The following is a 14721-nucleotide window of genomic DNA, read 5'->3' on the forward strand; positions in this document are numbered from 1 at the left end:
CCTGCCGCGAATCGAACAAATATTCTAAACCAGGGATGACTTGACACTGTCACACGAAAAAATGATAGGCGAACGCCATAGGGAGGTGCCATAAAAACACCACGTAGTGTTCGCCAGGCACCGCCCTTAATCACACCCTCAACCATCCACGGTCGGTCCCGGGTACGCCAAAAAGGATTCAGGGGTAAGGGCGCTAACTAGACCACCCGTGAACACGCAAGGATGGAAGAGGGGAGGGGTGGGCCCGTATTTTGGGGTAGTTTCCGGGTGCAACCCACACGCAAACCGCAATAAACCCCCAACGGGCAAACAGTAGGAGCCCCCATAACGACCCTCGCCCAATGCGACCTAACCGGCTGGCGCATCCTAGACATCATCAAACCCACCATAGGCGGGCACGCCAAATTCCAACGCGTCCTACTCCAACCAACACCCCACACCGAAGGAAAAAGATAATGCCTGAGAAGATGGGCCGCAACAACCGCGAGTACGTTCGCCGCGCCCACGCCCTCAAACGCCGCGTAAGACTCGAACGCCTACCCTGCTGGATCTGCGGGCAACCCATCGACACCACACTACCGTTCACGCACAAGGACGCCTTCACCGCCGACCACGTACGCGAACTACACAAAGGCGGCTCACTACTCGGAGCGCTCATGCCAGCACACCGAGGCTGCAACAGTAGGAGATCCAACAAGAAGCGCAGCACGCAGACCGTTCTCAAACCCGTGAAGACCTCACGCAAATGGTAAGACCAATAAGGCCTAAGAATAAGCGAGGCAAGAGGCTTTCAAAGGCATGCATAAACTGTAAGGCTACGACACGGTAAACGCTCAGCGTAACCCACACGGTGAAACGTAAAAGCGCAGGTAGGAGACGCTTACGGGGGTGGGGGGATGCCCCCGGCCCCCCTCTAGGTTGAGGCACACGGGCAAACTCGCACTTTCCCTCCCCACACTGGGGCGGTGTACACCCTGCTGCGGCGAGGGCACCCGGATATACGAATAGGAGGCTGATTATGAGGCCATGTGGCACTATGGCAGCCTACACGCGCCACCGCCGCCACGGGGAAGAACCATGCCCCGCATGTAAGGAAGCTAAACGGTTACAAACGGCTGAGCGGCGCGCAAAAAAGCGTGCCCAGGCAAAAGCTGTTGCCGAAGGCAGACCGACCCCACCAGCAAGGCCTGTAAGGCGGGAGAAAAAACCGTATGCGGTAAAAGCTTCCGAGGAATGTATCCCCGCCACGACTTTCCCGGCTGCCCCGCCTAAACCAGAGACATTTGACCGGCTGGAGTATGACCGGTTACACGAGAACCTAAACATTGTTGATCATGCTCTCTTCGAGGCATCCCCGGGGGACGTGGCCAGGCTTTCTAAGCGCCGCCAAGAAATCGAAGAGGCTATTTTCGCCCTGCTTAAGCGGGGGAAGAAGAAAGGCGGGAACGCGTTAGATGAGCTCGCAAGACGCCGCGCGCAAAGGCCGACAGAGGCCACGGCTTGAACACTACCCGGCCTATTTCACTACTGCCGGCCAGGACGTTGCCGATCTTGCCGCCCTGGCCGGTCTGGACCTGTTGGACTGGCAAAAGTACGTGCTGGAAAAGTCTTTGGGCGAGCAAAAGGGAGGGCATTGGGCTGCTAGCGAGGTCGGTCTTATCGTGCCCCGCCAAAATGGTAAGAACGTGATCCTTGAGGCTCGGGAACTGGCTGGCCTGTTCTTGTTGGGTGAGAACCTGCTGATTCATACCGCGCACGAGTTCAAAACGGCGGGTGAGGCATTCTTGTCTATGAAGAACAGGATTTTGTCATGCCCGGACTTGGCCGAGTACGTGCTCGGTTGGGAGGGGGACCCGGACGCTAACATTCGGGGTATTCGCACCGCGCACGGGTTTGAGGCAATCGAGTTAAAGACGGGCCGTCGCCTGAAATACGCTACAAGGACAGCTGGGGCAGGGCGTGGTTTCACTGCCGATTTTTTGGCCTTAGATGAGGCTTACGCGCTAACTGAGGAACAGCAGGCGGCTATCTTCTCGACCCTGGCGGCTAGGTCCCTGCAGGGCAGTCCGCAGATCTGGTACACCTCTAGTGCTGGTATGCCGGCTTCTACCGTGCTCGCACGGTTGCGTGAGCGTGGCATGAGCAAGGACGGTGAGGACGGGCTGGCCTATTTTGAGTGGTCAGCAGCCGATGAGGCAGACCCAGAAGATAAGGACACTTGGGCTCTGGCTAACCCGTCGTTGGGGTATTTCATTTCTGAGGGGTTTGTGGCCAGTGAAAAGAATGCCCTCGATGAGGAGAAATTCAAACGCGAACGCCTAGGCATTTGGGCTGAGGAAGCAGAAGACCCCCCAGTGATTGCCCCTTCTGATTGGCAGGCCTGTTTCGATAATGCTTCACAGATTGGGCAGAGCGTGTGTTTTGGGGTGGATATTCCGCCCTCGCGTGAGAGCGCGGTAATAGCCGCAGCATCCTTACGCGAAGATGGGATGACGCACGTTGAGATTGTTGAACAAGACTACGGCACTTCTTGGCTACCGGCCCGACTGCAGGAGTTACAGGCGGCTTATCCGACCTCCAAGCTGGTTATTGATGCTGGCGGGGCGGTTGGGGCCCTGGAGGCAGATCTAGCCAGGTTCAGGGTGCGGGCTAACCGTGTGGGCGGGCGTGATTACGGGCAGGCTTGCGGCCTGTTTTTTGATCTTTCTGGCGAGCACAAGCTACGCCACATCGGCAAAGAACAGTTGACTGACGCGGTCAGTGCGGCCCGAATCCAACCCATGGGTGAATCACTGTGGAAGTGGAAGCGTAAGCACTCTCTAGCGGATATTTCCCCACTAGTAGCTACCTCCCTGGCGGTGTTAGGAGCCCACCGCCTACTAAGAAAACGCAAGCAGGGACGCAGAAGACTCCTGGTTGTCTAAATCAAACCTATGGAAGGAGCCCCTCTTTTGATGAATCTTGACAAAGTTGGCGGTCTCGATGCTGGCGAGCTGGCCTTGCTGCGAAAGATCGGGGCCCGGGTGAGTGCGCATCAGGCCGATAATCTGCAACTACAGGCCTGGTATGACGCGAAAGTGAAAGTCCCGAACCTGGGTCTTGCTCTACCGGAGCGGACCGGCTCGCGGGTGAGGACAGTGGCGGGCTGGCCTGGCATGGTTGTAGACGCTTTGGAAGAACGCCTCGATATTGATGGGTTTGACGGGCCCACGCGTGAGGCAGCAGGTCAGATTTGGGCAGAAAACTACTTGGATTCACAGTACTCAGAAGCCCACATTGAAGCTCTGGTGCACGGGGTCGCCTTTATCGTTACTGATAAGGGCGGGCCGGGAGACCCGCAGGTGGTTATTACTGTGGAGTCCCCACTGACCACGAGCGGGATTTGGGACCCGGTACGCCGCCGCCTCTCGGCTGCCGCCACTTTCATTACTGACCCGGAAAACCCTGCCCGCGTGTTGGCTGCTACCTTGTACCTACCTAATGAGACTATCCAGCTAGATGGGGACGGTACCGGCGCGTTGCAGGCTCGTGACAGTATCGCCCATAATTTGGGCCGTCCCACGGTGGAGTGTTTAGTCAATCGTCCTCGTACTTCTAAGCCGTGGGGGCGCTCAGAGATTACTGAGCCGATTATTTCTTATACGCAAGCTGCTATCCGCACTCTTTTGCGGGCGGAGATTGGTTCAGAGTTCTTTTCTGCCCCGCAACGGTACGTGTTGAACATGAGTGAGGACATGTTCGGCCCGGATAGGTCGATGGCTGAGCAGGCCCTGAAAATGTATGCGGGCCACATGATGATGTTTAGTGCGGGAGATCCGGATGATCCGGTACCCCAGTTGGGCCAGTTCGCGGCTTCTAGTCCGGCACCATTTATTGAGATGGTGAAAATGTATGCGCAAACGGTTGCGGGCGAGGCCGCCTTGCCGCCCACCTATTTAGGGTTTGTGACAGACAACCCGGCTTCAGCGGATCAGATTAGGGCTACTGAGGCAAGGCATGTAAAGCGTGCTGAACGCCGTCAGCGTACTTTTGGGCGGGCCTGGCAGGCAGCTCTTACTACTGCTGTCGCATTAGGTGGGGGCACGTTCCCTGATAACAGGTTGGCGGTGCGGTGGAAAGATGCTTCTACCCCGACTAAGGCGGCTACTACTGACGCGGTAGTTAAACAGGTCCAGGCCGGGATTTTGCCGACTAATAGTCCGGTTACTTTCCACGAGCTTGGTTTTGACGAGGCCGCCACTAACCAGCTCTTACAGGCCCAGGCGCAAATATCTCGCCAGCAGGTAATGCTAGCAACCCTTGCTGGCGGGCAGCTGAATGGGCCGGGTGCGGGGGTAGATAGGGGCCCTGGGGGCGAATGAGTAAGGAGGAGGTATGGCCGATCCTTCGGTAGAACTAGAGGACCTGTATAAGGCTCTTGAGGGCCGCTATTTTGGTAGTGCCCGCCTGGAGATGGAAGCCCTAATGGAAGTCCTCTTCGCGCGGGCAACCCAGGGGGCGAAAAAGGTCTGGGCTGCCCGCCCAGAAGACAAGGAAGAACTAGACGAGTATCTGTTCAATCAGCTTGTTGAACTCTCGCAGGGGCCATTGTGTCAGAGCGCGGATGATGTGGGAGCCCGCTATGTGAGTGTTCACCGCGCAGAGCAAGGCGCTGGCACTTCCCTGCCGCTTATAACCCCGCAAAGGGAAGGCAAACAGCTCCTAGGTGCTCACGCCCGCACGGTAATGGACGTACTTGCCTCGAAGGGCCAGTATGAGGCAGAAAAACGCTTCACCGGTATCTACGGGGACCTGGTGCTAAACAGGGTGCGTAACACGGTAAAACTATCAGCTAAGGCTGCTGGTAATAAATGGTGCCGTGTGCCTGAGGCGGGGGCTTGCCCGTTCTGTCTGATGCTGGCCTCACGCGGGGCTGTCTACGAGGATAAAACTACTGCTACCCGCTCTCAGGGCGGGAGCCGCTACCATGCGCACTGTAAATGCACGGCTGTGGAAATCCTGCACGAGGCCGACGTACCACCAGCTGCCCGCAGAGCGTGGGATCTGACCGAGAAATTCAACCTACGCACCGTTACAGACTGGGCCGCTGCCCGTAAAGACCCCGCCATCATTGAATACCTGCTAGACAACGGGATTAGAGACGACCCAACCCGCACGGTAAGGCTCGGGCCAATGCTCCACCCGGAAATCCCTACCCTGGACCCTTTAGGGCCGCTACCAAGACCAACCCTAGAAGACTTCGACGTAAACTGCTTCGGTAAATCACAGAAACGGAAGAGCGGGAAAATAAAGTACTATGGGGGCCACCTCTACGGTACCGGTATTCCAGGCAAAACCGAGTTCCCAGCATCATGGACAGCCGACGACATCATCTACGCTACAGAACTAACCCTGAGAGAACCGCAGAGAATTGTACCTAGAGGGTCGCAGCGAACTAGTCATTTCAGGGAAGTGCATGGTGTAGTAGTGGAGGTCTCTTTCTATCAAGTTAGTCCATTGGAGGAGCCCGTCTATAGGCACTCTGTTCCGATTAATGGCAACGGAGTATACTTTCGTGGAGAAGACGGTGTTGTAATGGCACGGCCGATTGATGTGTCTATTCTAGGAAGGGGAAGTTATGGACATCATTAGCCGCCAGTTCTTCCCTCATCTAGAAGGTAGGGTGGTTGAAAATATTTGGCCCTATCTGACTGGTGAATATCAGAAAATAGTCAATTTTGATGCAAGCGTGGGGGAGTTTTGGGATGCCATGGGCTCTGCCCTTGAAGGGGCGAGCGTTGCAGGGTACCGGGTCCCAGAAGAACTACTAAAAGCGGTTGAAGAAGAGTGCGACGATTTAAGCTACGCACCAGATAGCATTGACCGCTGGATCGCGACTCGTTTTCTTGACAAGATTCGTGCTTTTGATGATGTGCCCGCTAGTGTTAGTTAGCTGATCGCTGGCTGCTTGTTATTCTTGCCCGCCTGGGGTTTTTCCTGGGTGGGTTTTGTTTTACCCGAAATATTGGTCCCGGCATGGGGTTTTATCTCCCGACATGGGAAACCGTTTTTGAGAGGAAAGGTTAGTTATTATGGCTGAGGCGAAGATCAGCTCTGAGGTTGAAGAAGAATCCGCAAAGGCTGTAGCTGAGGGCGAGTCCGCTCCTGACAAGGAGGTGGATTGGCAGGCTGAGGCGAAAAAGTGGAAGGTTCTCTCACGTAAGCACGAGGCTAACGAGAAGGCGCTAGCGTCTAAAGCATCCGAGTACGATAAGTATTTGGAGTCTCAGAAAACTGAGGAGCAAAAACGCGTTGAGGCCCTCCAGAGGGCCGAGAAGGAACGCGATGAGGCTAACGCGAGCCTGGCTCGTATGGCTGCAGGGATCAAGTACGGGCTTTCCGAAGAAGACCTGGCCTTGCTGGGTGCGGGCGAGGATTTCGAGGAAAGGGCTAAAACCCTGGCTGAACGCCTAAAAGCCGGAAGCCCGGTGCGGGCGCGTTCTGCCACCCAGGGGGTAGAAGCCGGCAGTACTGTTTCTGATGATTTCCTTGGCGAGGTGCTGCGCTCACGCTAAAGCGCTGTTTCCCTTTCGCAATCACAAATTTTTTTAGTCATTTGTTTTGGCCGCCTAACCGGGCGGCCTTTCGTGTTTAAAACACGAGTTTTCCCATGAACGTAAAAGGAGAAAAGAACATTATGGGTACTTATAACAAGATTGTGGGTCGCTCCCAAACTGGTGAGCAGCTGATCCCACCGGAACAGGTAAAAGCAATCCTGCAAGATACTCCGAAGTCTTCTGTTGTCCTGGATAAGGCAGTAAAGGCTCGCATGTCTACCACAAAGCAGACCCAGCCGGTCCTGGCGACTTTGCCGGACGCCTACTGGGTTAACGGTGATACCGGGCTGAAACAGACTAGTGAGGCAACCTGGAAGGGCCAGACCATGACCGCTGAAGAACTAGCGGTTATCGTCCCGATCCCGGACGCGGTTGCTGATGATACTTCTATTAACCTGTGGGAGGCAGTAAAACCCCTGCTAGCTGAAGCACTAGGCAAGAAGATAGACCAGGCCGTCATCTTTGGTACGGACAAGCCTACTAGCTGGCCGGACGCTCTTACAGCCGGGGCCGAGGCTGCTGGTAACAGTGTAAAGTTGACAGCAAAGAAGAATGTTGGGGACGCGGTTATTGAGCTGGGCGAGAAGATGGCAGCCCAGGGGTTTGGTATTAACGGGTTTATTTCCCGGCCCGGCCTGGACTGGAAGCTACGCGGCCTAAAGGATGCTAACGGCCAGCCCATCTACGGCGGTAAACTCTCTGAGGCCCAGCCAGCCACCCTGTTCGGTTTCCCGCTAAACCCGGTAATTAATGGGGCTTGGGATGCTGCTGCGGCAGAACTGCTAGCCGTGGATTGGTCCAAGGTCGTTATCGGTACCCGCCAGGATATTACTTACAAGATCTTCGAAGAAGGCGTCATCTCTGACGAGAATGGCAAGGTCATCCTAAACCTCATGCAGCAGGACACTAAGGCTATGCGCGTGGTTATGCGCCTGGGATACCAGGTTATTAACCCGCCCACCAGGGTCGCCGGCGGAGCGGTAATACTTGCGCCCTTTGAGCATGTACGCTTCCACGCTGCCCACACACCCTGCCCATGCCCCAAACAAAGCTGTGGCTATTTTAGGTCTATCTTGTTGCACTTTAGCGGCTATAGGCACACACTGCCGCACATTCACTCTTTGGAATTTCCAGCACCATAACAACGAAAAACCCCGCCATTCCAACGGAACAGCGGGGTCAGAGCGGAGACGATGGGATTTGAACCCACGAGGGGCGAACGCCCCAACCTCCTTAGCAGGGAGGCGCACTAGGCCACTATGCGACGTCTCCACCGGCAAGCCTACCCAAATTTACGTCCTGTTCACAAACTGATTCGCGGAAGAAAGGCTAAGTTCACACAAAAGCTGCTCTGCCGTCCTCTTCTGGCACCTACTTTCGGCCCATAACCTGCCTCCTGCTATCTTGTGCGGACCATGGCGATTGCGCCTAAACTTGGGACCACTCTGACAAGGGCGGGGCTGATTCGATGGCTGACTTCATTTTGCAGCGTTGGCGCCAACTACTATTCATGTCCATCCAACACGCCTGGCTGGCAGCCCAGTGCGTTTTGCTAGCCACGCTAGTGGCAGTGGCCCTGGCAGCCCTAGCCTATAAGTCGACTCGTCTTCGTGCCCTCCTAAATAACGTTTCCACCATAGGGCTTACTATCCCCTCATTTGCGCTCTTGGCCCTACTAGTGGCACCGCTGGGGTTCGGAGTCGCTCCGACAGTAATCGCCTTAGTGTTCTATGGGGCTCTACCTATCATGCGTAATGCTGTGGTGGGGCTAGCGGGGGTAGACAATACAGTCATCGAATCTGCGCGCGGGCAGGGGATGTCCGCTACCGCAATATTCTTCCGGGTGCGCCTCCCGCTATCCTGGCCACTGATCCTTTCAGGCATACGGGTATCAACTCAGATGGTTATGGGCATTGCTGCCATTGGTGCTTACGTCTTGGGTCCCGGTTTAGGAAGCCTTATCTTCACCGGACTTGCCCGGCTAGGTGGGGCTGGTGCCGTCGAATCAGCTGCGGTGGGCACTCTACTAGTCGTAATTGTGGCGCTAATTGCCGACTTTGGCCTGGCCATACTTGGTCGTCTTACTATCTCCAGGGGGATTCGTGACTAGCCAGAAAACTTCTGAACCTACCCGCCACGCTGCTGCGGGAGGAGCCTCAATCAGGCTTTCACACATGAGCAAAACATACCCGGGTGCAGACTCGCCAGCGGTAAACGACTTCAACCTTGATATTTCCGCAGGGGAAATCCTGGCCCTTGTTGGCCCCTCCGGCTGTGGCAAGACCACCACCCTAAAGATGATCAACAGATTGATCGAACCGTCCACGGGAAAAATCATCATCAATGGCCGCGACGTTACAGATATGAACCCAGACAAGTTGCGCCGCAAGATCGGCTACGTAATTCAGGCCGGCGGCCTGATGCCTCACCTGTCCGTGGCGCAGAACGTTGCAATGGTGCCCAAGATGCTCGGCTGGACGAAGAAGCGCATTGCTGCCCGCGTTGACGAACTGCTGCGCGCCGTTGCCCTCGAACCGGAAACATATGCCGACCGTTACCCCCGCGATCTGTCCGGTGGTCAACAACAACGCGTAGGAGTTGCCCGCGCCCTAGCTGCGAATCCGCCCGTCCTCCTAATGGACGAACCATTTGGCGCGGTAGATCCGATCACCCGACGGGCATTGCAGGAAACCTTGCTAGCCACCCAAGCCCGCCTGGGAACGACCGTAGTGATCGTCACGCATGATCTGGATGAGGCCCTAAAGCTCGGTACCCGCATCGCCATCCTTTCCGAAGGTGGCAGGTTGCGGCAAGTAGGAACGCCAGAACACATCCTTATGGATCCGGCAGACGAATTCGTGTCAGACTTTGTGGGAGCAGACGCCGCCACGCGCCTCCTGAAAATTACCCCTGTCGAAGATCTGACACCTTCGCGCACCGTGACCGCACACCTGGGGGATGACCGGGAAAAAGTGCTCGCCCAGGCAGCCGCAGCAGGCGGGCACGGCATCGTCATCTTGAACGAGGACGGCAGCCCGCTCGCCTGGTTGAGCACCAAACAATATCGGGCTAGCACCGGCCGGCACCCCCAGGACAACTCCCTGCCCCTGGTGCGCGGAACCGACTCCGCGGCAGATGTCATGGAGCTGATGCTCACCTCTACCCACAACGGCGTCTTAGTAGTAGATCGTCAGGGCCGCTACCGCTTCGCCCTGCGTGCTTCCGACCTGTTAGACCAAATCAGCCAGGAGGCCTAATGAGCCGCCTTCTTGCAAAACGAAACGTCTGGATGCCACCGCTAGCGCTCCTGATCGGGTTCAGTCTCTTCTTTATGTGGCTGCGCACCGCAAGCCTTTCCCCAAAAGAGTCTCGGCAGCTAAACACCGCAAACCTCATCACCATCATGGGTGAACACCTACTACTTACAGTGCTCGGCGCCGTCCTGGTAGTCCTGATCGCGGTGCCAGCAGGCATCATCCTCACCAGGGGGCCGTTGCGTCGCCTTGCCCCCGCCGTACTAGCCCTTGCCAACGTTGGCCAGGCTGCGCCCTCGATAGGGCTGATAGTGCTTATTGCGATGGGGATAGGCTTCGGCATGAAAACAGCGCTCATAGCGATCGTTGCCTACGCCGTACTACCCGTACTCTCGTCCACCATGGTGGGGTTGGAAGGGGTAGACCGGAACACTGTTGAAGCAGCCCGCGGCATGGGCATGAGCGCCCTGGCTGTCCTCGTGAAAGTAGAACTGCCGCTAGCAAGCCCGGTTGTCCTTGCCGGGCTACGCACCGCCCTAGTCCTGCTAGTCGGCACGGCGACGTTAGCCGTCTTCGTGAACGGCGGCGGCCTAGGAGTCCTAATCCAAACGGGCATGACCCTCTTCCTGTACAAACTGCTGGTGGCGGGGGCGCTACTGGTAGCCCTGCTTGCCCTAGCCGTCGACTGGGTTGGGCGCATGATCGAACTGTGGGCCCGGCCGAAAGGAATCTGATGAGACGCATAGCAACTTCCCTGGCCCTCCTGAGCGTCATTAGCCTTGGCGGGTGCGCGCTTTCGCCCTCGTCCGGATTTGCCCCGGACATGGCCCCCGCCGAAATTGCGCATGAAAAGGGCGCCGAGGGCGTGCACGTCACCGTCGGATCCAAAAATTTCACCGAAGGTTTAGTCCTTGGCAAACTCGCCGTGATCGCCCTGCGCGCGGCAGGCTACCAGGTTACCGACATGACCGGGATGCCCGGATCCCAATCCGCGCGGCAAGCCCACACCACCGGGGCAGTAGACTTCGAATTCGAATACACCGGCACCGCCTGGACCATCTACCTAGGCGGCAAAGGCGTCGCGAACCGCCAAAAACAGTACGAGCTAGTGCGCGAAGCAGATAAGAAAAATGGGCTCACCTGGTTACCCCCTGCCCCCATGAACAACACGTACGGCTTCGCGGTGCGACAAGAAGACAAGGCACACCTGCGAACGCTATCTGACGTGGCCGCCCTCGCCCCGGAAACGCTAACCATTTGCGCGGATCCGGAATTCTTTTCGCGCGACGACGGCTTGCAGCCGGCCTTGGCCCACTACGGTCTGAGGCTGGGGGAAAATCTGCCGAGAAGAAACATAAAACTGATGGATCAGGGAGCCATGTTCCAGGCGCTCGCGGACGGGCAGTGCAAAGTTGGCGAAGTCATGAGCACGGATGGGCGGATTATGTCGTTGCACCTTGCCACGCTCGAGGACGACAAAGGGTATTTCCCGAACTACGCGGTAGCTCCCGTCATTGCTACAGCGAAGCTGCGCGAGTCTCCCGCAATTGCGGAAGTATTTTCCCGTATCACCCCGAAGTTGACCACTAAGGCGTTGCAACGGATGAATGCCGCGGTAGATGTCGAGGGCGAAGATCCGGCCAATGTGGCAGCAAAATGGTTGCAGAGCCAGGGGCTGGTGGCTAAGAAATAGGAGTTTCGCGCGGCATGAAAAATAATGCCAAACCTGGACTGGGTGACTAGGTTGTAAGCATGAACCAGACTCTAGAAAAACAGCTTTCTCGTAAGAGCATTCGCCGCTTCTTGGATGAGCCCATTTCCGATCAGGTCAGAGCAGATCTGCTAGAGGTGGCACGCCGGACGGCTACTTCCTGTGGGCTTCAGATGAGCTCCCTGATTCGCCTCACTGACCCGAAAATCAAAGAAGAAGTGGCAAAAATTTGCAACCAGGCCTACATTGCGGAAGCCCCGGAAATCTGGGTGTTCGTGGCCGATCTGAACAGCGCCCAGCATATTGTGACCGAGAAGGGGCAGGATGGGGCGAACGCCACCACCATGGACGGCTTCTTCCAGGGATTTACCGATGCCGTGCTGATGGCCCAGAATGTTGCTACAGCTGCCGAGTCAATGGGGCTCGGTACTTGTTTCTTAGGGTCGCTGTTGAATGATCCGTGGGCGCTGGTTGAGCTGCTGCAGCTGCCCAAGTTGGTATTTCCCGCCCTGGGGCTGATGTTCGGCAAGCCTGCCCAGGAACCACAACTGAAGCCGCGGATGCCCATTGCTCTGCGCGCCTACGAAAACGTTTACGACGAGGGCGAGGACGGCTCTTACCTGGAAACATTCAAGGATTACGACGCCGAGATGACCACCTACTACGATCTGCGAGATGCCAACAGGCGTGTCGATTCGTTCACCGAGCAGCTGACGCGCATCATTACCCGCGACGCGCCTAAGCGGCGCCGCATCGTGGCGGCTATAGCAGATCAGGGATTTAATCTGGCCTTGCAGGACAAGTAGGCGGTGTATGCCTAGACGTAACGCATGGCGGTGGCTACGGTGATTCGGCCGTAGCTGCCGCCGAATATTGCGGCGTGCACCGCCAGAATGTGTAGTTGGTGGATGCCCATGCGTTTCTTCCAACCTTCTTGCAGTTTCGAGACGGAATTGTAACCGGCGTAGATGCGATCTAGGTAGGGTTGGCCGAATACTTCTAGGTAGGCCAAGTCGGTTTCTGCGTGTCCACCCTGGGCGGCCGGGTCGATGATGACTCCTACTGTATTGTGCAGCGCGTCGCGGTTTCCTTCGGGACTTCCGGTCCCAGCTGCCTGGGGCGCCCACTGCAGGTCTTCCTTACGAGCCCACAGCACATTGCCCGTCCATAGGTCACCGTGGATGCGCGCTGGGGCGTCTGCGGCCAGTAGAGCCGGTTGGGCCGAGGAGAAGTCGCCGCGGCTGATGCGGGCAGCAACCTTTTCCACGATTTTTACGTCCGAGGCTGACATGGATCCGTTTTCGCGGGCGTATTTCATACACGGCAAGATTCGTTGCTCAGCAAAGAATTCGCCCCAGGTAGGTAGTGATTCCTTGGAGTTGGCTGCCGGTAGGCGTAGTTCTTTCCGGCCCATGTAGCCGTCCCCCTGCCATCCGGCGGGAGGGGCTCCCCATCCGGCCGCCCCGGCCGCGTGGGTGCGTGCTAGGGCACGCCCAAATTCAAAAGCGGCTACCTCATCTACGCGGGTCTCGTGGATGCGCCTGGTAGAGAGACGCCCGGGCACCGCCCCGGTGTGGGGGACAACGAAGGCGCCCCCTTGCGCCATCGGTTCGGCTAACCACTGTAGGCCCAACGCCTCGAGTACAGTCGCATATGGGCGAGACGGCTCCGTCTTTGCGAAGTCGTCGTGGGCAGGGGCAACCATAGGATCTAGCTGTTCAACCATGCATCCATTGTCTCGCTAAGAGCCAGAGGTGTGAACTGGACAGCAAAAGTTGCGCTGAAAAAGGGCTGTTAGTTCGCGGGTTCCTACATAGGCGCAGGTAAGAGCCTCTGTGATCAGGATCGCGTCCCGCCGGTTTGGAGGTTTCGCGTTCCGGTTGTAGAGTAATTACGTCAAAGCGAACAACGCTTATGCGCCCGTAGCTCAATGGATAGAGCATCTGACTACGGATCAGAAGGTTGGGGGTTCGAGTCCCTTCGGGCGCGCAGACGCTCCTTTGAACTGAGGCCCAGTTCAAGGGAGCTTGTCGTTTAAAAAGTGCTATAGAAGCGCGGTCTGCAGGTCTTGCCAAAGCCCAGATGGCTGGCCCAACGCCTTGCGCGCCCTCCGAAGTAAAACTAGGAGGCGTGGCAACGGTCTACTGTGCGTAGCGCCGGTGGCAGGCCTGGGCAGCTATCTGTTAGAGACAGAACAATTTTGCGGAAAAAGTTTAGCGAATAGCAACCTTCCAGGGGCAGGCTGTGGTCTGCCCCTGGAAGGTATGGGCGCGACTAATCTTCCTGTGCGCTGGGCTCTAGCGCACAGGAGCCAACTGCCCAAAGCGTCAGATTCTAGTGGAGCGACAACCAGATCAACATCTTTCGGCGGAGCACTGGCGCTTCTGGTTCGTTGAACACTTCATGACGAGCGGCGGGTACGTCCACCACCGTTACGTCCTGGGCGCCGCCAGCGCGAGCGTCCTCGGCAAAATAGTGGGACCCAGCTGGCGCAGCCAATTTGTCCTCTTCGCCGTGGAAGATCAGAAGCGGCAGGCGCCAATCGCTGGCGTTGGACAACACCTCGCCACCCTGGGCAACCATAGTGAGGGCGGTGAGCGCGGGAACCTTGCCCGTGAAATTTAGAGGATCGGTCGTGTAGCTTTCCACTACCTGCGGGTCGCGCGAGACCTGATCGGCCGAGAGGCGCACCGTGCCCAGGGCTGGAAACATCTGTGCTAGCGGCATGAGCGCCCGAGCAACCTTGGGAGTCAACGAAGCATTCATCAAGGCTGGCCCGGACAGTACAACCCCGGATACGCCCTCGGGCTGCAAAAGTGCTGAGGCCGCAGTTACTAGGCCCCCCATGGAATGCCCGAACAGGAAAAACTTGTCGGTGCGAATGCGTGCGGCAAGGTCCATGCGGGCTTGCACGTGATCCTTGATCAATGCCCCCACATCCACTTGCGCGCGGGGCCCCGGCGCCAAGCCATGCCCGTACTGGTCGTAGCTGTAAACGTCGTATCCGCCCTGCACCAGCGCGTCCTTGAGGGCCCTGTAGCGGCCTTGGTGTTCGGCGTAACCGTGCAAAATAAGTACGGATCCGCGCGGATCCTTGGCTAAATCTTCGTGGAAGTCAGCTTTCATAGACCCTAGTTTGCCAGGGAACGCGCACCTTTGT

At 57.2% G+C, this 14721-nt stretch carries 15 protein-coding genes and 2 tRNA genes; 14 read left to right on the plus strand and 3 right to left on the minus strand.

The features are described from left to right. Positions 1-455 precede the first annotated feature (455 nt). From AC1EKG_RS05400 to AC1EKG_RS05435, 8 genes are all read left to right on the plus strand, one after another. On the plus strand, positions 456-752 hold the full coding sequence (locus tag AC1EKG_RS05400; RefSeq protein WP_004806666.1) for an HNH endonuclease: 297 nt from the start codon (positions 456-458) through the stop codon (positions 750-752). 284 nt (positions 753-1036) lie between these two features. Beyond that, on the plus strand, positions 1037-1504 hold the full coding sequence (locus AC1EKG_RS05405; RefSeq protein WP_070425011.1) for a hypothetical protein: 468 nt from the start codon (positions 1037-1039) through the stop codon (positions 1502-1504). Next, the gene (locus AC1EKG_RS05410) at positions 1455-2924 is read left to right on the plus strand and encodes a terminase large subunit (protein WP_004806662.1); all 1470 of its coding nucleotides are present in this window, start codon (positions 1455-1457) and stop codon (positions 2922-2924) included. Before AC1EKG_RS05405 ends, AC1EKG_RS05410 begins: the two co-directional genes overlap by 50 nt. A 30-nt stretch (positions 2925-2954) precedes the next feature. Further along, positions 2955-4361 (plus strand): phage portal protein, encoded by a 1407-nt coding sequence (locus AC1EKG_RS05415; RefSeq protein ID WP_278613863.1) that lies wholly within the window; start codon positions 2955-2957, stop codon positions 4359-4361. Between the two features lie 13 nt (positions 4362-4374). Further along, complete coding sequence (locus AC1EKG_RS05420) at positions 4375-5631, plus strand: VG15 protein (RefSeq protein WP_004806659.1); 1257 nt, start codon at positions 4375-4377, stop codon at positions 5629-5631. Then, the gene (locus AC1EKG_RS05425) at positions 5618-5932 is read left to right on the plus strand and encodes a hypothetical protein (RefSeq protein ID WP_004806657.1); all 315 of its coding nucleotides are present in this window, start codon (positions 5618-5620) and stop codon (positions 5930-5932) included. Before AC1EKG_RS05420 ends, AC1EKG_RS05425 begins: the two co-directional genes overlap by 14 nt. 139 nt (positions 5933-6071) lie before the next feature. Further along, complete coding sequence (locus tag AC1EKG_RS05430) at positions 6072-6554, plus strand: hypothetical protein (protein ID WP_004806656.1); 483 nt, start codon at positions 6072-6074, stop codon at positions 6552-6554. Positions 6555-6649: 95 nt separating this feature from the next. Continuing rightward, positions 6650-7738: a phage major capsid protein gene (locus AC1EKG_RS05435; protein ID WP_004806654.1), complete on the plus strand. Its 1089-nt coding sequence runs from the start codon at positions 6650-6652 to the stop codon at positions 7736-7738. A 43-nt stretch (positions 7739-7781) separates the two neighbouring features. On the opposite strand, the gene AC1EKG_RS05440 is transcribed toward AC1EKG_RS05435, so the two are convergent. Then, a tRNA-Ser gene (locus AC1EKG_RS05440) sits at positions 7782-7868 on the minus strand. 196 nt (positions 7869-8064) lie between these two features. Here AC1EKG_RS05440 and AC1EKG_RS05445 point away from each other — a divergent pair. The 5 genes from AC1EKG_RS05445 (at position 8065) to AC1EKG_RS05465 (ending at position 12367) form a co-directional block, all read left to right on the plus strand. Beyond that, complete coding sequence (locus AC1EKG_RS05445; protein WP_004806652.1) at positions 8065-8706, plus strand: ABC transporter permease; 642 nt, start codon at positions 8065-8067, stop codon at positions 8704-8706. A gap of 64 nt (positions 8707-8770) precedes the next feature. Next, positions 8771-9853: an ABC transporter ATP-binding protein gene (locus AC1EKG_RS05450; RefSeq protein WP_051004230.1), complete on the plus strand. Its 1083-nt coding sequence runs from the start codon at positions 8771-8773 to the stop codon at positions 9851-9853. Beyond that, positions 9853-10584, plus strand: coding sequence for an ABC transporter permease (locus AC1EKG_RS05455; protein ID WP_004806649.1), 732 nt, complete (start codon positions 9853-9855; stop codon positions 10582-10584). The genes AC1EKG_RS05450 and AC1EKG_RS05455 overlap by 1 nt, the downstream gene beginning before the upstream one ends. Then, positions 10584-11543, plus strand: a complete 960-nt coding sequence (locus AC1EKG_RS05460) for a glycine betaine ABC transporter substrate-binding protein (RefSeq protein WP_004806647.1) — start codon at positions 10584-10586, stop codon at positions 11541-11543. Before AC1EKG_RS05455 ends, AC1EKG_RS05460 begins: the two co-directional genes overlap by 1 nt. Before the next feature lie 59 nt (positions 11544-11602). Next, complete coding sequence (locus AC1EKG_RS05465) at positions 11603-12367, plus strand: NADPH-dependent oxidoreductase (protein WP_004806646.1); 765 nt, start codon at positions 11603-11605, stop codon at positions 12365-12367. A gap of 11 nt (positions 12368-12378) precedes the next feature. Here the strand turns inward: AC1EKG_RS05465 and AC1EKG_RS05470 are convergent, their stop codons facing one another. Then, positions 12379-13287 carry a fructosamine kinase family protein gene (locus tag AC1EKG_RS05470; RefSeq protein ID WP_004806643.1) on the minus strand — a complete coding sequence of 303 codons (909 nt, stop codon included), beginning with the start codon at positions 13285-13287 and terminating at the stop codon, positions 12379-12381. A gap of 190 nt (positions 13288-13477) precedes the next feature. Here AC1EKG_RS05470 and AC1EKG_RS05475 point away from each other — a divergent pair. After that, positions 13478-13550 (plus strand) — tRNA-Arg (locus AC1EKG_RS05475). Positions 13551-13895: 345 nt separating this feature from the next. Here the strand turns inward: AC1EKG_RS05475 and AC1EKG_RS05480 are convergent. Next, complete coding sequence (locus tag AC1EKG_RS05480; RefSeq protein ID WP_481067775.1) at positions 13896-14687, minus strand: alpha/beta hydrolase; 792 nt, start codon at positions 14685-14687, stop codon at positions 13896-13898. Positions 14688-14721: the final 34 nt, after the last annotated feature.

The organism is Winkia sp. C0117E2 (assembly GCF_056590455.1).

What these genes read in the sequence shown, in the direction of transcription:
- AC1EKG_RS05400 (WP_004806666.1), top strand. Translation starts at nt 456, where the DNA reads ATGCCTGAGAAGATGGGCCGCAACAACCGCGAGTACGTTCGCCGCGCC.
- AC1EKG_RS05405 (WP_070425011.1), top strand. Translation starts at nt 1,037, where the DNA reads ATGGCAGCCTACACGCGCCACCGCCGCCACGGGGAAGAACCATGCCCC.
- AC1EKG_RS05410 (WP_004806662.1), top strand. Translation starts at nt 1,455, where the DNA reads ATGAGCTCGCAAGACGCCGCGCGCAAAGGCCGACAGAGGCCACGGCTT.
- AC1EKG_RS05415 (WP_278613863.1), top strand. Translation starts at nt 2,955, where the DNA reads ATGAATCTTGACAAAGTTGGCGGTCTCGATGCTGGCGAGCTGGCCTTG.
- AC1EKG_RS05420 (WP_004806659.1), top strand. Translation starts at nt 4,375, where the DNA reads ATGGCCGATCCTTCGGTAGAACTAGAGGACCTGTATAAGGCTCTTGAG.
- AC1EKG_RS05425 (WP_004806657.1), top strand. Translation starts at nt 5,618, where the DNA reads ATGGACATCATTAGCCGCCAGTTCTTCCCTCATCTAGAAGGTAGGGTG.
- AC1EKG_RS05430 (WP_004806656.1), top strand. Translation starts at nt 6,072, where the DNA reads ATGGCTGAGGCGAAGATCAGCTCTGAGGTTGAAGAAGAATCCGCAAAG.
- AC1EKG_RS05435 (WP_004806654.1), top strand. Translation starts at nt 6,650, where the DNA reads ATGAACGTAAAAGGAGAAAAGAACATTATGGGTACTTATAACAAGATT.
- AC1EKG_RS05445 (WP_004806652.1), top strand. Translation starts at nt 8,065, where the DNA reads ATGGCTGACTTCATTTTGCAGCGTTGGCGCCAACTACTATTCATGTCC.
- AC1EKG_RS05450 (WP_051004230.1), top strand. Translation starts at nt 8,771, where the DNA reads ATGAGCAAAACATACCCGGGTGCAGACTCGCCAGCGGTAAACGACTTC.
- AC1EKG_RS05455 (WP_004806649.1), top strand. Translation starts at nt 9,853, where the DNA reads ATGAGCCGCCTTCTTGCAAAACGAAACGTCTGGATGCCACCGCTAGCG.
- AC1EKG_RS05460 (WP_004806647.1), top strand. Translation starts at nt 10,584, where the DNA reads ATGAGACGCATAGCAACTTCCCTGGCCCTCCTGAGCGTCATTAGCCTT.
- AC1EKG_RS05465 (WP_004806646.1), top strand. Translation starts at nt 11,603, where the DNA reads ATGAACCAGACTCTAGAAAAACAGCTTTCTCGTAAGAGCATTCGCCGC.
- AC1EKG_RS05470 (WP_004806643.1), bottom strand. Translation starts at nt 13,287, where the DNA reads ATGGTTGAACAGCTAGATCCTATGGTTGCCCCTGCCCACGACGACTTC.
- AC1EKG_RS05480 (WP_481067775.1), bottom strand. Translation starts at nt 14,687, where the DNA reads ATGAAAGCTGACTTCCACGAAGATTTAGCCAAGGATCCGCGCGGATCC.